Genomic DNA, 17,363 nt, shown 5'->3' with positions numbered 1-17,363 from the left:
CGACCGCCGGGTCTATTGTGGACGTGCCACTGATGCGCCGCTCCCGAGGAGTCGAATGCAGATGCCGAGATCGTCAGGTGTGAAGGTCCCGTACGGTGAGGCGGTACACCGCCAGGGTGTAGACCGCCTGCTGCGCTCGTACAGCGCGATTCCGGCCGACGCGCCCGTGCGACTCGCGAAGAAGACGTCGAACCTCTTCCGGGCACGCGCCGCGGCGAACGCGCCGGGGCTCGACGTCTCCGGTCTCGGCGGTGTCATCTCCGTCGACCCGCAGGCCCGCACCGCCGACGTCGCCGGCATGTGCACCTACGAGGACCTCGTCGACGCGACCCTGCCCTACGGCCTCGCACCGTTGGTCGTCCCGCAGCTGAAGACGATCACGCTCGGCGGCGCCGTCACCGGGCTCGGCATCGAGTCGACGTCCTTCCGCAACGGCCTCCCCCACGAGTCCGTGCTCGAGATGGACATCCTGACCGGGTCCGGCGAGATCATCACGGCCCGTCCGGAGGGGAAGCACGCCGATCTGTTCCACGGCTTCCCCAACTCGTACGGTTCGCTCGGGTACGCCACGCGCCTGCGCATCGCACTCGAACCGGTGAAACGTTTCGTCGCACTGCGTCACCTGCGTTTCGACACGATCGCAGATCTGCAATCCGCCCTCGCGCGGATCGTCGACGAACGGACCTGGGACGGCACACCGGTCGACTATCTCGACGGTGTCGTCTTCTCCGCGACCGAGAGCTACCTGACGCTCGGCACACAGACCGACGAGCCGGGTCCCGTCAGCGATTACACCGGGCAGGACATCTACTACCGGTCGATCCAGCACGTCTCCGTCAACCGCCCCAAGGAGGATCGGCTCACGATCCGCGACTATCTGTGGCGGTGGGACACCGACTGGTTCTGGTGCTCCCGGGCTTTCGGCGCCCAGAACCCGAAGATCCGCCGGATGTGGCCGAAGCAGTTGCTGCGCAGCAGTTTCTACTGGAAGCTCATCGCGCTCGACCACAAGTATTCGGTGGCCGACCGGATCGAGGCACGCAAGGGCAATCCACCCCGCGAGCGCGTCGTGCAGGACATCGAGGTCCCGCTCGAACGCACGCAGGAGTTCGTCGAGTGGTTCCTCGACGAGATTCCCATCGAGCCGATCTGGTTGTGCCCCTTGAAGTTGCGCGACATCGAGTCGTCCCCGGACGCCGGCCGTCCGAGCACCTCGGACGCCCAGCGCCCGTGGCCGCTGTACCCGCTCGAGCCGAAGCGCGCCTATGTGAACGTCGGGTTCTGGTCGTCCGTTCCCATCGTGCCCGGCGCCGAGGAGGGCGCCGCCAACCGGTTGATCGAGAAGAAGGTCGCCGAACTCGACGGGCACAAATCGCTCTACTCGGACTCCTACTACTCGAAGGACGAGTTCGAGAAACTTTATTACGGCGGCGGTGAATACCCCGCTCTCAAGCAGAAATACGACCCTCGGTCCCGTCTACTGGACCTGTTTTCGAAGGCGGTGCAACGAAAGTGACCATATTCAAGACCGACAACGATCGGTCCACCGAGGACAAGCTCGCACTCGCCCAGATCGTCGAGATCGTGACCGGCGGCGACATGCCGCTGCGCTTCACGGCCTACGACGGATCGGCAGCGGGCCCCGAGGACTCCCCCTACGGTCTGCATCTCGCATCGCCCAAGGGCGCGACGTACATTGCCACTGCCCCTGGCGATCTGGGCATGGCACGGGCATACATCTCGGGTGATCTCCAGGCGAAGGGAGTGCATCCCGGCAACCCCTACGAGTTGCTCGCCTCGCTCGGCGACCTGCACTTCGAGCGTCCCCCGGCACGTATCCTCGCGCAGATCGCCCGGTCGCTCGGCACCGAACTGCTCAAGCCGATCGCACCGCCGCCGCAGGAGCACCTGCCGCGCTGGCGCCGCATCGCCGAGGGTCTGCGGCACTCGAAATCGCGCGACGCCGAGGTCATCCATCACCACTACGACGTGTCCAACGAGTTCTACGAGTACGTTCTCGGCCCCTCGATGACGTACACCTGCGCCGTCTTCGAATCCGAGAATCAGAGCCTCGAGGACGCCCAGGAGAACAAGTACCGTCTGGTCTTCGAGAAGCTGCGGTTGAAGCCGGGCGACCGCCTGCTCGACATCGGTTGCGGCTGGGGCGGGATGGTGCGTTACGCCGCTCGGCGCGGTGTGAAGGCCCTCGGCGTGACGCTCTCCAAGGAGCAGGCCGAATGGGCGCAGAAGGCCATCGTCGAGGAGGGCCTGAGCGACCTGGCGGAGGTCCGGCACTCCGACTACCGCGACGTGCCCGAGGAAGGATTCGACGCCATCTCGTCGATCGGCCTGACCGAGCACATCGGTGTCGCCAACTATCCGGCCTACTTCTGGTTCCTCCACGGCAAGCTGCGGGTGGGCGGTCTGCTGCTCAACCACTGCATCACCCGGCCGACCAACAACACCCGCGCCAAGGCCGGCGGGTTCATCGACCGGTACGTCTTCCCCGACGGGGAGCTCACCGGTTCGGGTCGCATCATCACCGAGGCGCAGAACATCGGCTTCGAGGTGATGCACGAGGAGAACCTGCGCGAGCACTACGCCCTGACGCTGAAGGGCTGGTGCGAGTACCTCGAGAAGCACTGGCAGGCCTGCGTCGCCGAGGTCGGTGAGGGCACGGCCCGCCTGTGGGGCCTGTACATGGCAGGCTCGCGCCTCGGCTTCGAACGCAACGTGGTCCAGCTGCACCAGGTGCTCGCGGTCAAGCTCGGCGACGACAAGAAGCCGCAGACGCCGCTGCGCCCCTGGTGGGTCGCCTAGCCGACCTCATCGGCACGAAAACAGAAGAGCGCGAACGGGAAGGGCTCCCGACGCCGTGGCGTCGGGAGCCCTTCCGTGCAACCGTCGTGTGCGTCAGCTGCGCAGCGACGCCGGCGGGTTGAAACGCTCGCCGTACTTGGCGGCGAGTTCCTCGGCGCGCTTGACGAAGCCTTCCTTGCCACCCGGGTAGCCGACGATGTACTGAGCGACACCACCGGTCCAGGCCGGGAAGCCGATGCCGAAGATCGAGCCGATGTTGGCGTCGGCGGTGGTCTCGAGAACACCCTCGTCGAAGCACTTCTGGGTCTCGATCGCCTCGGCGAAGAGCATGCGGTCGATCAGATCCTGCAGCGGCACATCGAGGGTCGCCTCGGTCTTGAAGTGATCACGCACACCCTGCCAGATGCCCTGACGCTTGCCGTTCTCGTCGTACTCGTAGAAGCCGGCCTTCTCGAGACGACCCGGACGACCCTGCTCGACCATCCAGTCGACCACGTCGAGTGCGGGATGACGCGTGGTGCCGAGCTTGGTGTCGCCCTGCTTGGCGGCCTCCTCGGATTCCTTCGCGATCTTCTGCATGAGCTTCATGTTCAGCTCGTCGGTCAGCTGCAGCGGCGGAGCCGGGTAACCCGCCTGCGAACCGGCCTGCTCGATGGTCGCGGGCTCGATGCCCTCGCCGAGCATGGCGATGGCCTCGTTGACGAAGGTGCCGATCACACGCGAGGTGAAGAAGCCGCGACTGTCGTTGACGACGATCGGAGTCTTGCGGATCGCGAGCGTGTAGTCGAACACGCGGGCCAGGGCCTCGTCGGAGGTCTTCTCACCCTTGATGATCTCGACCAGAGGCATCTTGTCGACCGGCGAGAAGAAGTGGATACCGATGAAGTCCTCGGGACGCTTGACGCCGGTCGCGAGACCGGTGATGGGCAGCGTCGAGGTGTTCGAGCCGAGCAGCGCGTCGGGATCGACGATGTCTTCGATCTCCTGGAACACCTTGTGCTTGAGCTCGGTGTTCTCGAACACTGCCTCGATGACGAAGTCGACGCCCGCGAAGTCGGCGGGGTCGGCCGTCGGCGTGATGCGGTCGAGCAGAGCCTTCGACTTCTCCTCGGTGGTCTTGCCACGCGAGAGAGCCTTCGTCTCGATCTTCTCCGAGTAGTTCTTGCCACGCTCGGCGGCCTCGAGGGTGACGTCCTTGAGGACGACCTCGTAACCGGCCTTGGCGGAGACGTAGGCGATGCCGGCGCCCATCATGCCCGCACCGAGAACGCCGATCTTCTTGATCTCGCGCTTCGGCACGTCCTTCGGACGCGAAGCGCCCGAGTTGATGGACTGCATGTCGAAGAAGAACGCCTGGATCATGTTCTTCGCGACCTGGCCGGTGGCGAGTTCGACGAAGTACCGCGACTCGATGGTCGACGCATTGTCGAAGTCCACCTGCGAGCCCTCGACGGCGGCGGCCATGATGGCGCGCGGAGCCGGCATCGGGGCGCCCTTGATCTGCTTGCGCAGGTTCGCGGGGAAGGCCGGAAGGTTCGCGGCGAAGGCCGGGCTGGAAGGGGTGCCGCCGGGGATCTTGTAGCCCTTGACATCCCACGGCTGGATGCCGCCCTCGGGGTTGGCCTTGATCCATTCCTTGGCGGCCGGAACGAGTTCCTCGACGCTACCCACGACGTCGTGGACCAGGCCGATCTCCTTGGCCTTGACCGCGTTGTACTTGTTGCCCTGCAGCAGAACCGAGAGCAGCGCCGTCTGGATGCCGAGCAGGCGCACGGTGCGGGTGATGCCACCGCCACCGGGGAGCAGGCCGAGGCTGACCTCGGGCAGACCGATCTGCACGCCCTTGACATCGGCAGCGATGCGGCGATGCGTCGCGAGGGCGATTTCGAGGCCGCCACCGAGAGCCGCGCCGTTGATGGCGGCGACGACGGGCTTACCGAGGGTCTCGAGACGACGCAGGTCGGCCTTGATGCCCTGAACCTCGTCGAACGCGACCTGCGCGTCGTCGGGGCCGATCGCGATGATGTTGCGCAGGTCGCCGCCGGCGAAGAAGGTCTTCTTCGCGGAGGTGATCACCACACCTGTGATGGAGTCCTGCTCCTCGTACAGACGGTCGACGGTGGCCTTCATCGACGCCTTGTACAGCTCGTTCATCGTGTTGGCGCCCTGGTTCGGATCGTCGAGTGTCAGCACAACGATGCCGTCGGCGTCCTTATCCCAGGAAATCATGTTGTCGCTCACTGTTTTTCGAATTCCTTCCGGTGTCAGACGCGCTCGATGATGGTGGCCACACCCATGCCGCCACCGATGCACAGGGTGACGAGGGCGCGCTTGGCTCCGCGGCGCTCGAGCTCGTCGATCATGGTGCCGGTGATCATGGCGCCGGTGGCGCCGAGCGGGTGGCCCATCGCGATGGCGCCGCCGTTGACGTTGAGCTTCTCGTCCGGGATGTTCAGGTCCTTCTGGAACTTCAGGACGACGGAGGCGAACGCCTCGTTGATCTCGAACAGGTCGATGTCGTCGACCGTCAGGCCCGCCGAAGCGAGAACCTTGTGCGCGGCCGGCGTGGGGCCGGTGAGCATGATCGTCGAGTCGGCACCGGAGGTGGCCGTGGCGACGACGCGGGCACGCGGGGTCAGACCGAGGTCCTTGCCGGCCTGCTCGGAACCGACGAGCACGAGTGCCGCGCCGTCGACGATGCCCGAGCTGTTGCCGCCGTGGTGGACATGATCGATCTTCTCGACGAAGTGGTACTTCTGCTGCGCCACGGCGTCGAAGCCGCCCATCTCACCGATGGTCGCGAACGACGGCTGCAGCTTGGCCAGACCCTCGAGGGTCGTGTCCGGACGCATGTGCTCGTCCTGATCGAGGATGGTCAGGCCGTTCTGGTCCTTGACCGGCACGACCGACTTGGAGAAGTAGCCGCCCGACCAGGCTGCCGCCGCGAGCTGCTGCGAACGCAGTGCGTAGGCGTCGACGTCCTCGCGGGTGAAGCCCTCGATGGTCGCGATGAGATCGGCGGAGATGCCCTGGGGAACCAGGTAGCTGTCGTAGTTGGTGGCGGGATCGAGCATCCACGCGCCACCGTCGGAGCCCATGGAGACACGCGACATGGACTCGACGCCGCCGGCGAGAACGAGCTCGTCCCAGCCGGAGCGGACCTTCTGCGCAGCCATGTTGACGGCCTCGAGGCCCGACGCGCAGAACCGGTTGATCTGCACGCCGCCCGTGGTGGCCGGCAGGTTCGCGATGGTGACAGCGGTGCGGGCGATGTCGGCACCCTGATCGCCGACGGGGCTGACGACACCGAGGACCAGGTCGGAGATACGGTTCTCGTCGAGATCGGGGAATCGAACACGCAGCTCGTCGATCAGGCCCGTAACCAGGGAGATCGGCTTGACGGAGTGCAAAGAGCCCGTCTTCTTGCCTCGGCCGCGTGGTGTTCGGATGGCTTCATAGATGAATGCCTCGGTGGTCACAGTGCGCAGGTTCCTTCCCGTGCTTGCGGAGCGACAGCACCCACGGCCCTGCAGAGGGCCGCCGTGCCCAACCTCTCCTACGATAGAAGCGGGCACCCCTCGGCCGTAAGGACCGAAGCGATCGGTGTCCGTGACCGAACCGAACGTCCGGAAACCGCCTACGGAGCCACCGCCGCCCGCAGGCCGGACCCCCTGTGCAGGACTTCTCCCAGCGCATCGAGGGGAACGGGGGCGTCGACGAGCTCGGCCCAGGGGTGGACGGCGACCGTGCGGGTCAGGAACGCCACGGCCTCGCGCAGGTGCCGGGGTTCGTAGTTGTGCACCCCGCTGATGGTGAGCCAGCCGCGCACGATCGCCTCCGGATCGACGGGGACGACAGGTGCAGGGGCCACCGATCCCGCGAGGACGAGGCGGCCACCGATGTCCAGGCGCGGTACGAGCGCGGCGATCGCCTCCGACGACCCGGAGAAGTCGAGTGCGACGTCCACGGAACCACCGTCGTCGGCGACCGCACCGAATCGTTCGGCGCATGCGGTGCGCCGGGGGTCGACGTCGAGGACCACGACCTCGGCACCGGCCTCCACGCACATGGCCACGGCCGTGACACCGAGCATTCCGGTACCGCACACCACGACCCGGCGTCCTGCGAGGTCACTGGCCGCGTCGATCACCGCGGCGGCAGTGGCGGTCGCGCACGCGGCGGGGGCTGCGACGACGTCGGGCAGCAGGTCCGGGACGGGCACGAGTTCCGTGCCCGCGGGCAGGACGATGTACTCGGAGTACGTTCCCGACAACGGCCACGGTCCGGTGAACGGTTCGTGACCGACCTTCGTCACCGACCTGCACTTGGCCGTGCGTCCGGATCGGCAGCGGTCGCACTCGTGGCACACGCGCGTCACGCTCCACACGACCCGCTCCCCCACGTCCGAGGTGGCGTGCGGGCCGACCGCGACGATCTCCCCGACCCCTTCGTGTCCGAGCACCGACGGCGCCGGGCCGCAGCGTCGTCCGGACACGGTGTGCAGATCGCTTCCGCACACCGTGGCGAGACGGACACGGACGAGCACGTCGCCGTCGCACAGGGCTGGTATCGGCACCTCCCGCACCTCGATGTCCGCCCCCGTCCACACCGCCGTGCGGCTCACACGACCTTCGAACGGATCCATCCCGACACCCTCTCGATGACGTACACGACGGCGAACACGATGACGACGATCGCACCGGCGAATTCGAAGTTCAACGTCCGGACCGCTTCGAAGAGAAGGAATCCCACTCCTCCCGCACCGACGACACCGAGAACGGTCGAGGTGCGGATGTTGACGTCGAGCAGGTACAGCGTCGAACCGACGACGGACGGAACCACCTGGGGGATCACCGCGGCGAACAAGGTCTTCCACCATCCGCCACCGACGGCGCGGACCGCGTCGAGCGGACCGGAGTCGATCTCCTCGACGGCGTCGGCGACGAGTTTGCCGAGGAATCCGACGGATCCGACGGCGAGCGCGCACGCACCGGCGACGGGGCCGAGTCCGATGGCGGCCACGAAGATCACCGCGAGGACGAGTTCGGGGACGGCACGCACGACGAGGATCACGGCGCGCGCGGAGGCGTAGACGGTGGGATGCGGTGACACGTTGCCCGCAGCCAGGATTCCGAAGGGTAGCGACAACGCCGCACCCACAGCGGTCGCGACCGCACCGATCGCGAGGGTCTGCAGCACCGCGTCGGCGAGATCCCATCCCACCGCGGCGAAGTCCGGCGGCACGAGACGCGTGAAGACCTCGAGGGACGGACCGATCCACGTGAACAGCTCGCGCGGGTCGATACGGAGGGTGATCAGGGCGAGCAGCGTGGATCCCACGACGGTGGCCGAGAAGACGATACGTGAGACACGTTCGCGTCCGGGCCCGCTCGCGGAAGGGGTGAGCAGGGCGCGCCGGACGAGGATGGCGACGACCTCCATCGCGGCGATGATCACCAGGATCACACACACGATTCCGAGCGCACGCGGATAGACCAACCCGCGCAGTGCGTCCTGCAGCGCGAACCCGATGCCGCCGGCACCGACGAAACCGAGGACGACGGAGGTTCGGAGGTTGATGTCGATGCGGTAGACGAAGTTCGCGGTCCACGACGGAACGACCTGCGGCAGAACCGCATTGATCATCTCGCGGACGTACCCGACGCCCGTGCTGCGCACGGCTTCCCGCGGCCCGGCGTCGGTCTGTTCGATCGCGTCGGCGAACAACTTGCCGAGCATGCCGATCGAATGCAGCGCGAGCGCGAGAACACCGGGGAGCACGCCGATTCCGAGTGCGCGGACGAACAGGACCGCGAACAGCAGGTCGGGCATGGCGCGGCAGAACGTGATGACGGCGCGGGCGATGCGGTAGAGCACCGGGTGCGGTGTCGTGTTGCGTGCCGCGAGGAATGCGAGCGGGACCGAGGCGACCGCCGCGAGGACGGTGCCGAGCACCGCCATGAGCAGCGTCTCGAGGGCGAGGACACCGATGCGGCCCGGATCGTCGAGTCGCGGCGGCAGCATGCGTTCGATCAGGCCGGCCGTCGAATCGAGTCCGTCGAGCAGAGTCGCGGGCGCGAAATCGATATACGCGGCCGATGCCAGGACGGCGACCGCGACGATCGCCCACCCGGCGGTGATCGTCCGCCGGCGGCCGCGACCGGCGTCGTGGGACACCGGCTCACTGCGGGGCGGGGCGAGGATGCTCATGTCGACCCGGCTCCGAGCGGGTCGGAGGCGGGCTCGACGCGCCGGTAGATCTCCATGGTCTCGTCACGGGAGAGACCGACCGCGGGGCGATCGAGAACCTTGCGGCCGTCGCGCAGACCGACGATGCGGTGTGCCCAGCCGAGTGCGAGGTCGACCTGGTGCAGCGTGCACACGACGGTGAGCTTGTCCTCCATGCACACCCGGAACAGCAGATCCATGACCACGCCGGCGTTCTCCGGGTCGAGGGAGGCGACGGGTTCGTCGGCGAGCAGGACCGTGGGCCGCTGCATGAGGGTTCGCGCGATCGCGACGCGCTGCTGCTGGCCTCCCGAGAGTGTGTCGGCGCGCCGGTCCGCGAGGTCGGCGAGACCGACCCGGTCGAGATGCTCCCGCGCCTCGACACGCATGGCCTTCGGGTAGGTGAGTGCCCCGTAGCGAGGCAGTGACAGTCTGCCCAGTCCGCCGACGAGTACGTTCTCGAGGCAGCTGAGCCGTCCGACCAGATTGAACTGCTGGAAGACGAATCCGACGTCCCTGCGCAGCGACCGCAGTTCACGACGCGACGCGAGATCGACGCGTGTTCCGGAGACGTCGATGCTGCCCTCGGTGACGGGGTGCAGACCGTTCAGGCACCGGAGGAAGGTCGACTTCCCCGAGCCGGACAGGCCGAGCAGCACGACCAGTTCGCTGCGGTGGACGTCGAGGTCGACGCCGGACAGCGCGGTGGTGGTGCCGAATTCCTTGGTGGCACCGCGGGCGGAGACGACGAGATCGTCGCCGGCGACCTGGTGGGTGGGATCGATGCTCATCGTCAGCCCTTGCACTTCTCGGAGCCGGTGATCTCGCAGACGTGGCGTACCCCGTCGTAGTCGGCGTCGGTCGCGGGCACGACACCCCAGGCACGTTCGTCGGTGATGCGGCATTCGCCGTCGCAGTATCCCTGTGCGCGCAGGTAGTCGGCGTTGCCCTTTTCGGTGAGGATGCCGGCGAGTCGTTCGACGACCTCGGGACCGAGGGAATTGTCGCCGACGAACAGGGATCCGGCGATCGTCTCGGATTCCCAGACCTTCTTCAGTTCGCCTTCCCGGAGGTCGCCGCTCTCGATCATCGTCTTGTCGACCATGGTGTCGAATGCGAAGCCCGCATCGCAGTCGCCCGCTGCGATCGCCAGTGCGGAGGCGTCGTGTCCGCCGGCGTAAACCGGGGTCAGGCCGGCGACGAGATCCTGCTCGGTGCCCGATCCGACGACTCCCGCTTCGATGAGTCCTGCAGAGGGGTACAGGAATCCGGACGTCGACCCGGGATCGACGAAGCACACGTCCTTGCCGGCGAAGTCCTCGATGCTGTCGATCCCGGAGTTGCCCGACTGTGTCAGACCGTAGGAGCGGTAACCGGGTTCGGCGCCCGGATCCTGGACGACGGCGCCGAGCGGGGTGGTGTCGGCGCCGTTGAGCTGCGCGACGACATATGCGAAGGGTCCGAAGAAGGCGAGGTCGACGTTGTCGGCGATCATGCCTTCGACCACGCCCGCGTAATCGGAGGCCTGGACGAACTCGACGGTCGATCCGGTCTCGTCCTCGAGCATCTTCAGCAGCGGTTCGTAACTCGCCTTCAGGTCGGACGAGTTCTCGGCCGGAATCGCACCGAGCGTGAGGGTTTCGGGGAAGCCTTGTTCGGTGAGCGCGTCGGGATCCGAACCACCGCAGGCGGTCAGGGCGAGGGTGAGTCCTGCGGCGAGACCGGCACAGGCGGCGGCGCGCCGGGACGACAGGTAACGCATGGGGGGTGTCCTTCGTGTCGAGGGTCAGGCGAGGAGCAGAGCGGGCAGATCGGTGATCGAGTCGAGAACGTGGGTGGCTCCGGCTTCACGGAGCGTCGCCTCGTCGTGGGCACCGGTGCGGGTTCCGGCGACGACGGATGCGCCGGCGCGCAGACCCGACAGAATGTCTCCTGCTGTGTCACCGACGACGGCCACGTCACGGACGTCGTCGGTACCGGTGCGCAGCAGGGCGGTGAGGATCATGTCGGGGTAGGGGCGTCCGCGACCGGCGTCGGCGGGTGTGAGAGCGAGGTCGGCGAGGTCGTGCCAGCCGAGTGCATCGAGCAGCCTGCCCTGGGTGGATCGGCTGAATCCTGTGGTGAGTACGACTTTCACACCGACCTCACGCAGCTGCGTGATCGCCTTCTCGGCGCCGGGGACGGCGGAGACGTCGCCCTGGTCGACGAATCGTTCGTAGGCGCGTTCGAAGGCGTCGTTGGCGATCCGGGCACGTTCGTCGCTGCCGAACAATGCGCGGAAGACGACGATCTTCGACTGCCCCATGGTGTCGAGGACGTATCTGCGTGCGTCGTCCCGCTCCGGGCCGCTCGCGGGAAGGCCGACGGCGGTGGCCGCCTCGTCGAATGCACGAACGACGAGTCCGTCGTCGGCGACGGTGGTTCCGGCCATGTCGAGCACGGCAAGTCGGATGGTCATGTTCTTCTCCAAGGGTTTCGGGGCGTCCGGTTCCGGGATGTCAGAGGCCGAGCAGGTCGGCGGTCTCCTCGCCGAGATAGGGGCCGAGCGTCATACCGCGGCCACCCGGGCCGGCGACGACCCATACGTCCTCGTCGGCCTTCGTGCGGTGCACGAGCGCCGTGGGGTCGATGCACTGGCTGTACACACCGGCCCAGCGCCGGACGACGCGCGGCAGTCGGCGGCCGAGGAACTCCTCCGTCACTGCGACGAGGTGGTCGTAGGGTTCTTCGTCGACGTCGAAGTCGAACGGTTCGTCGTAGGCGTGGGTGTCGCCGATGGTGAGGCCGCCGTGCAGGCGCTGGACGCACAGCAACTGCATGCGATGCTGCGCGGCGACGGGTCGTTGCTCCTCGGAGGCGGTGAGCTCGTCGAGGGCGGTACCGGCGAATCCCGGGTAGTAGCGCAGGCTGTCGCCGTCGGCGATCGACGTGGTGAGGTCTTCGCCGAGCGGTGCGGTCTGCATCATCTGCAGCCGGACCCTGCGCAATGGCAGGTCGCCGGCGAGGTCGCGGGCGAGGCCACCGAGTGTCGCGCCGGGACAGACGAGAACGAGGTCGGTCTCGTGCACGGTGCCGTGGTCGTCGCGCACCTGCACGGTCCCGTGGGCCGTGCGGGAGACGTCCCGGGCCTCTGTGGACAGCAGGAACCGGTAGCGGCCCGAGGTGGCGAGATGTTGCCGGATCGCCGGGAGCGCGATGCGGGATTCGACGGTGGCGTCCGTGCTGCAGTGCAGTGCCGCGAGGAAGTTACCATGTAGCGCGGGGTTACGGCGGCGCGTCTCGTCCGCATCGAGCAGGGCGAATCCCCGTCGCTGCGCGTCGTCGCGTGCGACCGCTTCCTCGGCGACGGCGACCTCGGCGTCGGTGCGCAGCAGCGTCAGCGAACCGTTCGCGCGGAAACCGACGTCGGGAACGCGGGCGCCGAGGTCCTCCCACAGCTCGCGGGACCGCAGGGTGGCGTCGAGTTCGCCACGTGTGCGGCCGGAGACCCAGACGAGTCCGAAGTTCCGCACGGTGGCGCCGCGCGCTTCCGGTTCGCGTTCGAGGTGCAGGACGTCGTGTCCGCGACGGACGGCGGCGTCGGCGTGTGCGGTGCCGAGGATGCCGCCACCGATGATCAGGATTCGCATGGGGACGACAGTGGCGGATGGTCTAGACCATATGGGGCCGGTTCGGCGAACGCCCGGTGAACAGTTGGTATAGACCGGAATTCGGTTACGCTGGATGTGTGGCCACCGTCGTTCGCGAAGCGCGCACCCTCAAGCACCAGGTCGTGCGCCGCCAGGTCGAGTGCCTCCTCGACCAGCTCAGCGTGGGAGATCAGGTCCCCTCCGAGCGCGATCTCGCCACCCGGTTCGACGTCGCCCGCGAAACCGTCCGCCAGGCACTGCGAGAACTGCTCGTCGACGGCCGCATCGAACGGCGGGGCCGCAGCACCGTCGTCGCCGGCCCGAAGATCGTCCAGCCCCTCGTCATCGGTTCCTATACCGAAGCCGCCCTGCTCGAAGGGCGCAGCGCCGGGCGTGTGCTCGTCGCGTGGACCGACCTCGTCGCCGACGACGAACTGGCCTGCCGCCTCGGTCTCGAACCCGGCGATCCCGTCCTCGAACTCGAACGTGTCCTGCTCACCGACGGAGTGCATGTCGGACTCGAACGCACGCGCCTTCCCGCACACCGCTTTCCGGATCTGCGCCGGACGCTCGATCCGTCGTCGTCGCTGTACGCCGCGATCCGTTCCTACGGGATCACGTTCGCGCGGGCGGTCGAGCGGATCGAGACCACGCTGCCGGATGCGCGCGAGGCGGCGCTGCTCGACGCCGACACCCGCACACCGATGCTGCTGCTCGAGCGGATCTCCTACGACGAGAACGACGTCCCGATCGAGCACCGCCGGTCGCTCTACCGCGGCGACCGGATGTCGTTCGTCACGACCGTCACTCCCTGAGCAGCAGGTCAGTCGACGCCCAGGCCTGCTTCCCGCGCACGGACGATCGCGCTCGCCCGGTCGGCTGCACCGATCTTGCCGAGGATATTGGACACGTGGTTGCGCACCGTCTTCTGGCTGAGCACGAGTCGGCGGGAGATCGCGGCGTTGTCGAGTCCGCGGGCCACGAGGTCGAGGATCTCCCGCTCCCGTTCGGTCAGATCCGGGAAGACCGCCGACGTGTTGCGGGAGGTCGCGACCGCCGCAAGGGCTTTCGCCGCGACCGCCGCACCGACGATCATCTCACCGTCGGCCACGGCCCGGATCGCCCGTTCGACCCCCGACGGATCGGCCCCCTTGACGAGATAACCCGAGGCACCGGCACGGATGGAGGCGATGAGGATGTCCTCGTCCTCGTGCATCGTGACCATCAGGATGCGGGTGCCCGGCGACTTCCGGAGGATGCTGCGGGTCGCGTCGATCCCCGATCCGTCGCCGAGTTCGATGTCCATGAGCACGACGTCGACATCGCCGGTCACGACCTCGAGGGCCTCTCCCACCGAACTCGCCTGGCACACGACGTCGATCCCGTCGAGGGTGCCCAGCAGTGCCGCCATACCGAGGCGGAAGACGGGATGGTCGTCGACGACCGCAACGCGTATCGCTCCGTTGTCGCTCATGATTCGGACCAGGGTAGCCGCGCCCGCACCACGACACCGCGCGGGTCGCCGGGTTCGATGCCCACCGTTCCGCCGACCTCCCGGGCCCGTTCCCGCATGCTCTGCGTCCCCACACCGATTCGTGCGTCGGTCGCGAGTCCTCGTCCGTCGTCGACGATGTCGAGGGCCAGCACGTCGCCCTCCGCCGCGACCCGCACCGTGCATTCGTCGGCACCGGAATGCCGTCGCGCGTTGATGATCGCCTCGGAGGCGATGCCGTAGGCGGCCCACGCGATCGGCCCGGATATCCCGGCGGGGAGGTCGGACCGCAGGTCGACGCGGAATCCCGCGCGGGCGTGGGTGATCACGAGTTCATCGAGTGCGGCGGTGAGGCCGAGTTCGTCGAGAACCGGGGGCAGCAGACTGCGCGAGAGCTCGCGGACACCGTCGACCTGCCGATCGAGTTCGCGGAGCAGTTCGTCGACGAGTCCGGCCGCGGCGTCCGGGTCGGTGGTGACGAGATTGCGTGCGCCCTGCAGGCCGAGCCGCACCCCGGCGAGCGACGGGCCGAGACCGTCGTGCAGTTCGCGGCGGATGGTGCGGCGTTCCTCGAGTCTCACCTCGGTGAGGCGGCGACGCGCGTTTTCGAGGTCCTCCGCCGACCGCAGGACGACGAGCCCGGCGTCGACGACGGTCGCGAGTTCGGTGAGCGCCCGCCGGCTGCGTGCCCCGAGCGATTCGCCCGGAGGTGGGGTGACGGCGAGGGTGGCATCGCCGTTACCGACCGGAACCTCCTCGACGGGTCCGGTCGCGGTCCCCCAGCGTGCGATCACGTCGCCGCCGCGGCGCACCTCGACCGATTCGAGACGCAGTGCGGTGCCGATTCCGGCGGCGAGTTCGCCCAACAGCAGGTCGGGCGAATCGGCACCGGCGAAGTGCCGCCCGAGGATCCGGACGGCGCGTGCCGGGTCGACGCCGTCGCCGTAGACGAGGCGGTGCACCTTCCGGCCGAGCCACATCCGCACCGGCTGCACGGCCAGGGCGACGGCGGTGGCGGCGACCGCCTGGGCGAAGACCGATTCGTTCGGGAGCACCAGCGACACCGCGACCGTCACCGCGAGATAGCAGGTGACGAGCACGGCGATGAGACTGCCGGCGAGCGCGGCGCGACCCACCGCGAGGTCGATGCCCCAGAGTCGTTGGCGCAGCACGACGGCGAGGATCGCGACGGGATAGAAGGCCTGCGTCGCGAGGTGGAGCAGCGGTGTGAGCATCCACGGCACGTCCGGGACCGCCAACGGGATGTACGAGGCCGTCATCAGGGCACTGCCGAGCGCGAGCCATCCCGTCCCGGATCGTTCGCCCGCCGAGGCGTGACGGCGACGCCACTCGACGTGCCCGGAGGTCAGGAAACCCACGGCCACAACGGGTCCGACGAACCAGATGTCGGCGATGTCGGTGAAGGTGCGCGCCCAGAAGAACCAGGCGATCGTCAGGACACCGACGCCGATCCCGGCCCGCACCACGGGATCGGCCGGATGGTCGCGGACGAGCCACGGCACCACCAGGAACAACGCGAGTGTCCCGGGGATCCAGGTGGTGTTCTGCAGCGGACCGAGGAATCCGACGGGCAGTTCGGGGCGGACGAGGGCGAGCTGGGTCCAGCTGTAGGACATCGCTGCCACACCGACGCCGATCGACGCGACGGCCAGCAGGATCGGCACGGCGTGGACCCGGCGGGCGAGGATCACCCCGGCGACCGTCCCGTAGACGGCGGCTCCGACGACGTCGACGACGAAGAACAGCTGGTCGGAATCGAGCGCGGGCCGTGCCGCGACGAACACGACGACGGCCGCAACGGCGAGCAGCCAGGAGGCGACGGCCACGACGGCGGCGGGTACCGGAGCCCCGGTACCCGCCGATCCGGTCGTCGTGACGGTGTCCTTCATGGTGCGGTGAGTATGCACCACCGTGCCTTTGACGCGGCAGGTACGCCGCTGGGCCGCTCGCAGTGGCACTAACGTGCACGCCGGTCCGCGAGGGCGAAGCCGACTCCGGCCACCAGCACCCACACCGGGCCGGTGAAGCCGGCCATGTACTGCAGTGGGGAGATGCCGAGGAGCAGTGTCAGACCACCGAGAACGATGCTCGCCCAACCGATCCACCGGGGCGCCGCGCGGTGACGCAGGACCGCGACCGCGACCGCGACGCCGCTGACACCGGCACCGACCCACAGCCATGGGATGGTGCCCATCCAATGCGAGGCGAAGACCGCCACCTCGGGCACCATCTGATCGGTGTTGCCGAGGCCGAACAGCAACTCGGTGTCGAGTCCGGTGCCCATGAGGGTCGCGACCGAGGTGAGCACGAGACCGAATGCCGCGACCGTCGGCACGAGGCTGAATTCCGGAGTGCCTGCGCGCAGTCGGCGCTGCAGTCCGGCGGCGAAGACGAGCAGCAGCGTCGTCGACACCATCAGCGTCAGGTGCATGACGAGCATGGGCGTGCGCTGCCCGGCGAACTCGGTCATGATCGCCACCGCGTTGCCGGCGGTGCGCTCGTTGTATGCCGCGCTCATCGCCATGCTCGCCTGGATGCCCACGACGCCGGCGAGGCCGGCGACCGCACCCGTCCACGCCCAGAGCGAACCGGGGCCACGACGATCGGGAGCGATCGGCGCGAGGGGTTCGGTCTCGGTGCCGAGAGTGTTCATGAAGGTCCCTTCGGATCGGTGCGACGCCCTGCGCGTCGTGGAAGGAACGATCCGGTGCCCGGTGTCCCGGGTGGAAGGGACGACTGTCCCGATCTTCCGGGATCGCCGCCGGCGTCCCTCGTCGGGCAGACGTCGTGCACCTACCACAACCGAGGGGAGGTTGTGTGCGATTCTCCCGACGGAAACGCACACAACCTCCCCCATGACCGAGGATGCCGACGCGGATATTTCCGTGGGCTGCCGGATCCGCGTCGCCCCGAATTCACTCAGGGATTTCGGGTGCGGCGCTCGTCCGCCGAATGAAGAGCGGCGACGGACGCGAAGGCCGCAGCCAGTACCAGTAACAACAACACAACATTGAGTGCCATGGAATGTCCTTTCACGGGGCCGGGTGAATTTCTCCCGACTTCGAAACAGGCGCTCCCCTCTTCTATCCTATTTATGAGAAATATGCGAGTCGACGCATTTTCCACCGGCGAATTCGATACGTTCGCAATTCGCACGCCGCGGAATTCCGGGT

14 protein-coding genes are annotated in these 17,363 nt (G+C 67.8%); 3 read left to right on the top strand and 11 right to left on the bottom strand.

Annotation, left to right across the window (positions count from 1 at the left end; genetic code table 11):
- Positions 1-55 precede the first annotated feature (55 nt).
- Positions 56-1,516 (top strand): FAD-binding oxidoreductase, encoded by a 1,461-nt coding sequence (locus tag BO226_RS23025; protein ID WP_071936158.1) that lies wholly within the window; start codon positions 56-58, stop codon positions 1,514-1,516.
- Entirely contained in the window at positions 1,513-2,820 is a 1,308-nt protein-coding gene (locus tag BO226_RS23020; protein WP_071936157.1) for a class I SAM-dependent methyltransferase, read from the top strand. Before BO226_RS23025 ends, BO226_RS23020 begins: the two co-directional genes overlap by 4 nt.
- A 93-nt stretch (positions 2,821-2,913) precedes the next feature.
- On the opposite strand, the gene BO226_RS23015 is transcribed toward BO226_RS23020, so the two are convergent.
- The 8 genes from BO226_RS23015 to BO226_RS22980 all read right to left on the bottom strand — a co-directional run bounded on the left by BO226_RS23015 (position 2,914) and on the right by BO226_RS22980 (position 12,677).
- Complete coding sequence (locus BO226_RS23015; protein ID WP_019290266.1) at positions 2,914-5,061, bottom strand: 3-hydroxyacyl-CoA dehydrogenase NAD-binding domain-containing protein; 2,148 nt, start codon at positions 5,059-5,061, stop codon at positions 2,914-2,916.
- A 23-nt stretch (positions 5,062-5,084) separates the two neighbouring features.
- Entirely contained in the window at positions 5,085-6,299 is a 1,215-nt protein-coding gene (locus tag BO226_RS23010; protein ID WP_071936156.1) for an acetyl-CoA C-acetyltransferase, read from the bottom strand.
- 158 nt (positions 6,300-6,457) lie between these two features.
- Entirely contained in the window at positions 6,458-7,465 is a 1,008-nt protein-coding gene (locus BO226_RS23005) for a zinc-binding dehydrogenase (protein WP_071936155.1), read from the bottom strand.
- Complete coding sequence (gene phnE / locus BO226_RS23000; RefSeq protein ID WP_071936154.1) at positions 7,441-9,030, bottom strand: phosphonate ABC transporter, permease protein PhnE; 1,590 nt, start codon at positions 9,028-9,030, stop codon at positions 7,441-7,443. The genes BO226_RS23005 and phnE overlap by 25 nt, the downstream gene beginning before the upstream one ends.
- On the bottom strand, positions 9,027-9,839 hold the full coding sequence (gene phnC / locus BO226_RS22995; RefSeq protein ID WP_071936153.1) for a phosphonate ABC transporter ATP-binding protein: 813 nt from the start codon (positions 9,837-9,839) through the stop codon (positions 9,027-9,029). The genes phnE and phnC overlap by 4 nt, the downstream gene beginning before the upstream one ends.
- 2 nt (positions 9,840-9,841) lie before the next feature.
- On the bottom strand, positions 9,842-10,810 hold the full coding sequence (locus tag BO226_RS22990; protein WP_071936152.1) for a phosphate/phosphite/phosphonate ABC transporter substrate-binding protein: 969 nt from the start codon (positions 10,808-10,810) through the stop codon (positions 9,842-9,844).
- A gap of 24 nt (positions 10,811-10,834) precedes the next feature.
- Positions 10,835-11,506: a phosphonatase-like hydrolase gene (locus BO226_RS22985; protein ID WP_071936546.1), complete on the bottom strand. Its 672-nt coding sequence runs from the start codon at positions 11,504-11,506 to the stop codon at positions 10,835-10,837.
- Positions 11,507-11,546: 40 nt separating this feature from the next.
- Positions 11,547-12,677: a TIGR03364 family FAD-dependent oxidoreductase gene (locus BO226_RS22980; RefSeq protein ID WP_071936151.1), complete on the bottom strand. Its 1,131-nt coding sequence runs from the start codon at positions 12,675-12,677 to the stop codon at positions 11,547-11,549.
- Between the two features lie 98 nt (positions 12,678-12,775).
- Here BO226_RS22980 and BO226_RS22975 point away from each other — a divergent pair, with 98 nt between their 5' ends.
- Entirely contained in the window at positions 12,776-13,492 is a 717-nt protein-coding gene (locus BO226_RS22975; protein ID WP_071936150.1) for a GntR family transcriptional regulator, read from the top strand.
- Between the two features lie 8 nt (positions 13,493-13,500).
- On the opposite strand, the gene BO226_RS22970 is transcribed toward BO226_RS22975, so the two are convergent.
- The 3 genes from BO226_RS22970 to BO226_RS22960 all read right to left on the bottom strand — a co-directional run bounded on the left by BO226_RS22970 (position 13,501) and on the right by BO226_RS22960 (position 16,843).
- Positions 13,501-14,151 (bottom strand): response regulator, encoded by a 651-nt coding sequence (locus tag BO226_RS22970; RefSeq protein ID WP_071936149.1) that lies wholly within the window; start codon positions 14,149-14,151, stop codon positions 13,501-13,503.
- Entirely contained in the window at positions 14,148-16,079 is a 1,932-nt protein-coding gene (locus tag BO226_RS22965; RefSeq protein ID WP_071936148.1) for a sensor histidine kinase, read from the bottom strand. Before BO226_RS22965 ends, BO226_RS22970 begins: the two co-directional genes overlap by 4 nt.
- Before the next feature lie 68 nt (positions 16,080-16,147).
- Entirely contained in the window at positions 16,148-16,843 is a 696-nt protein-coding gene (locus BO226_RS22960; RefSeq protein ID WP_071936147.1) for a hypothetical protein, read from the bottom strand.
- Between the last annotated feature and the right edge of the window lie 520 nt (positions 16,844-17,363).

Origin of the sequence: Rhodococcus sp. 2G, assembly GCF_001886355.1 — a bacterium.
GTDB classification, from domain to species: domain Bacteria; phylum Actinomycetota; class Actinomycetes; order Mycobacteriales; family Mycobacteriaceae; genus Rhodococcus; species Rhodococcus pyridinivorans.
The sequence above is the reverse complement of the archived record's forward strand: the minus strand, read 5'-3'. Positions and strand labels throughout refer to the sequence as shown.

Coding starts and splice junctions, on each gene's coding strand:
- BO226_RS22990 (WP_071936152.1), bottom strand. CDS start 10,810: ATGCGTTACCTGTCGTCCCGGCGCGCCGCCGCCTGTGCCGGTCTCGCC.
- BO226_RS23025 (WP_071936158.1), top strand. CDS start 56: ATGCAGATGCCGAGATCGTCAGGTGTGAAGGTCCCGTACGGTGAGGCG.
- BO226_RS22960 (WP_071936147.1), bottom strand. CDS start 16,843: ATGAACACTCTCGGCACCGAGACCGAACCCCTCGCGCCGATCGCTCCC.
- phnC (WP_071936153.1), bottom strand. CDS start 9,839: ATGAGCATCGATCCCACCCACCAGGTCGCCGGCGACGATCTCGTCGTC.
- BO226_RS22970 (WP_071936149.1), bottom strand. CDS start 14,151: ATGAGCGACAACGGAGCGATACGCGTTGCGGTCGTCGACGACCATCCC.
- BO226_RS22965 (WP_071936148.1), bottom strand. CDS start 16,079: ATGAAGGACACCGTCACGACGACCGGATCGGCGGGTACCGGGGCTCCG.
- BO226_RS22985 (WP_071936546.1), bottom strand. CDS start 11,506: ATGACCATCCGACTTGCCGTGCTCGACATGGCCGGAACCACCGTCGCC.
- BO226_RS22980 (WP_071936151.1), bottom strand. CDS start 12,677: ATGCGAATCCTGATCATCGGTGGCGGCATCCTCGGCACCGCACACGCC.
- BO226_RS23005 (WP_071936155.1), bottom strand. CDS start 7,465: ATGGATCCGTTCGAAGGTCGTGTGAGCCGCACGGCGGTGTGGACGGGG.
- phnE (WP_071936154.1), bottom strand. CDS start 9,030: ATGAGCATCCTCGCCCCGCCCCGCAGTGAGCCGGTGTCCCACGACGCC.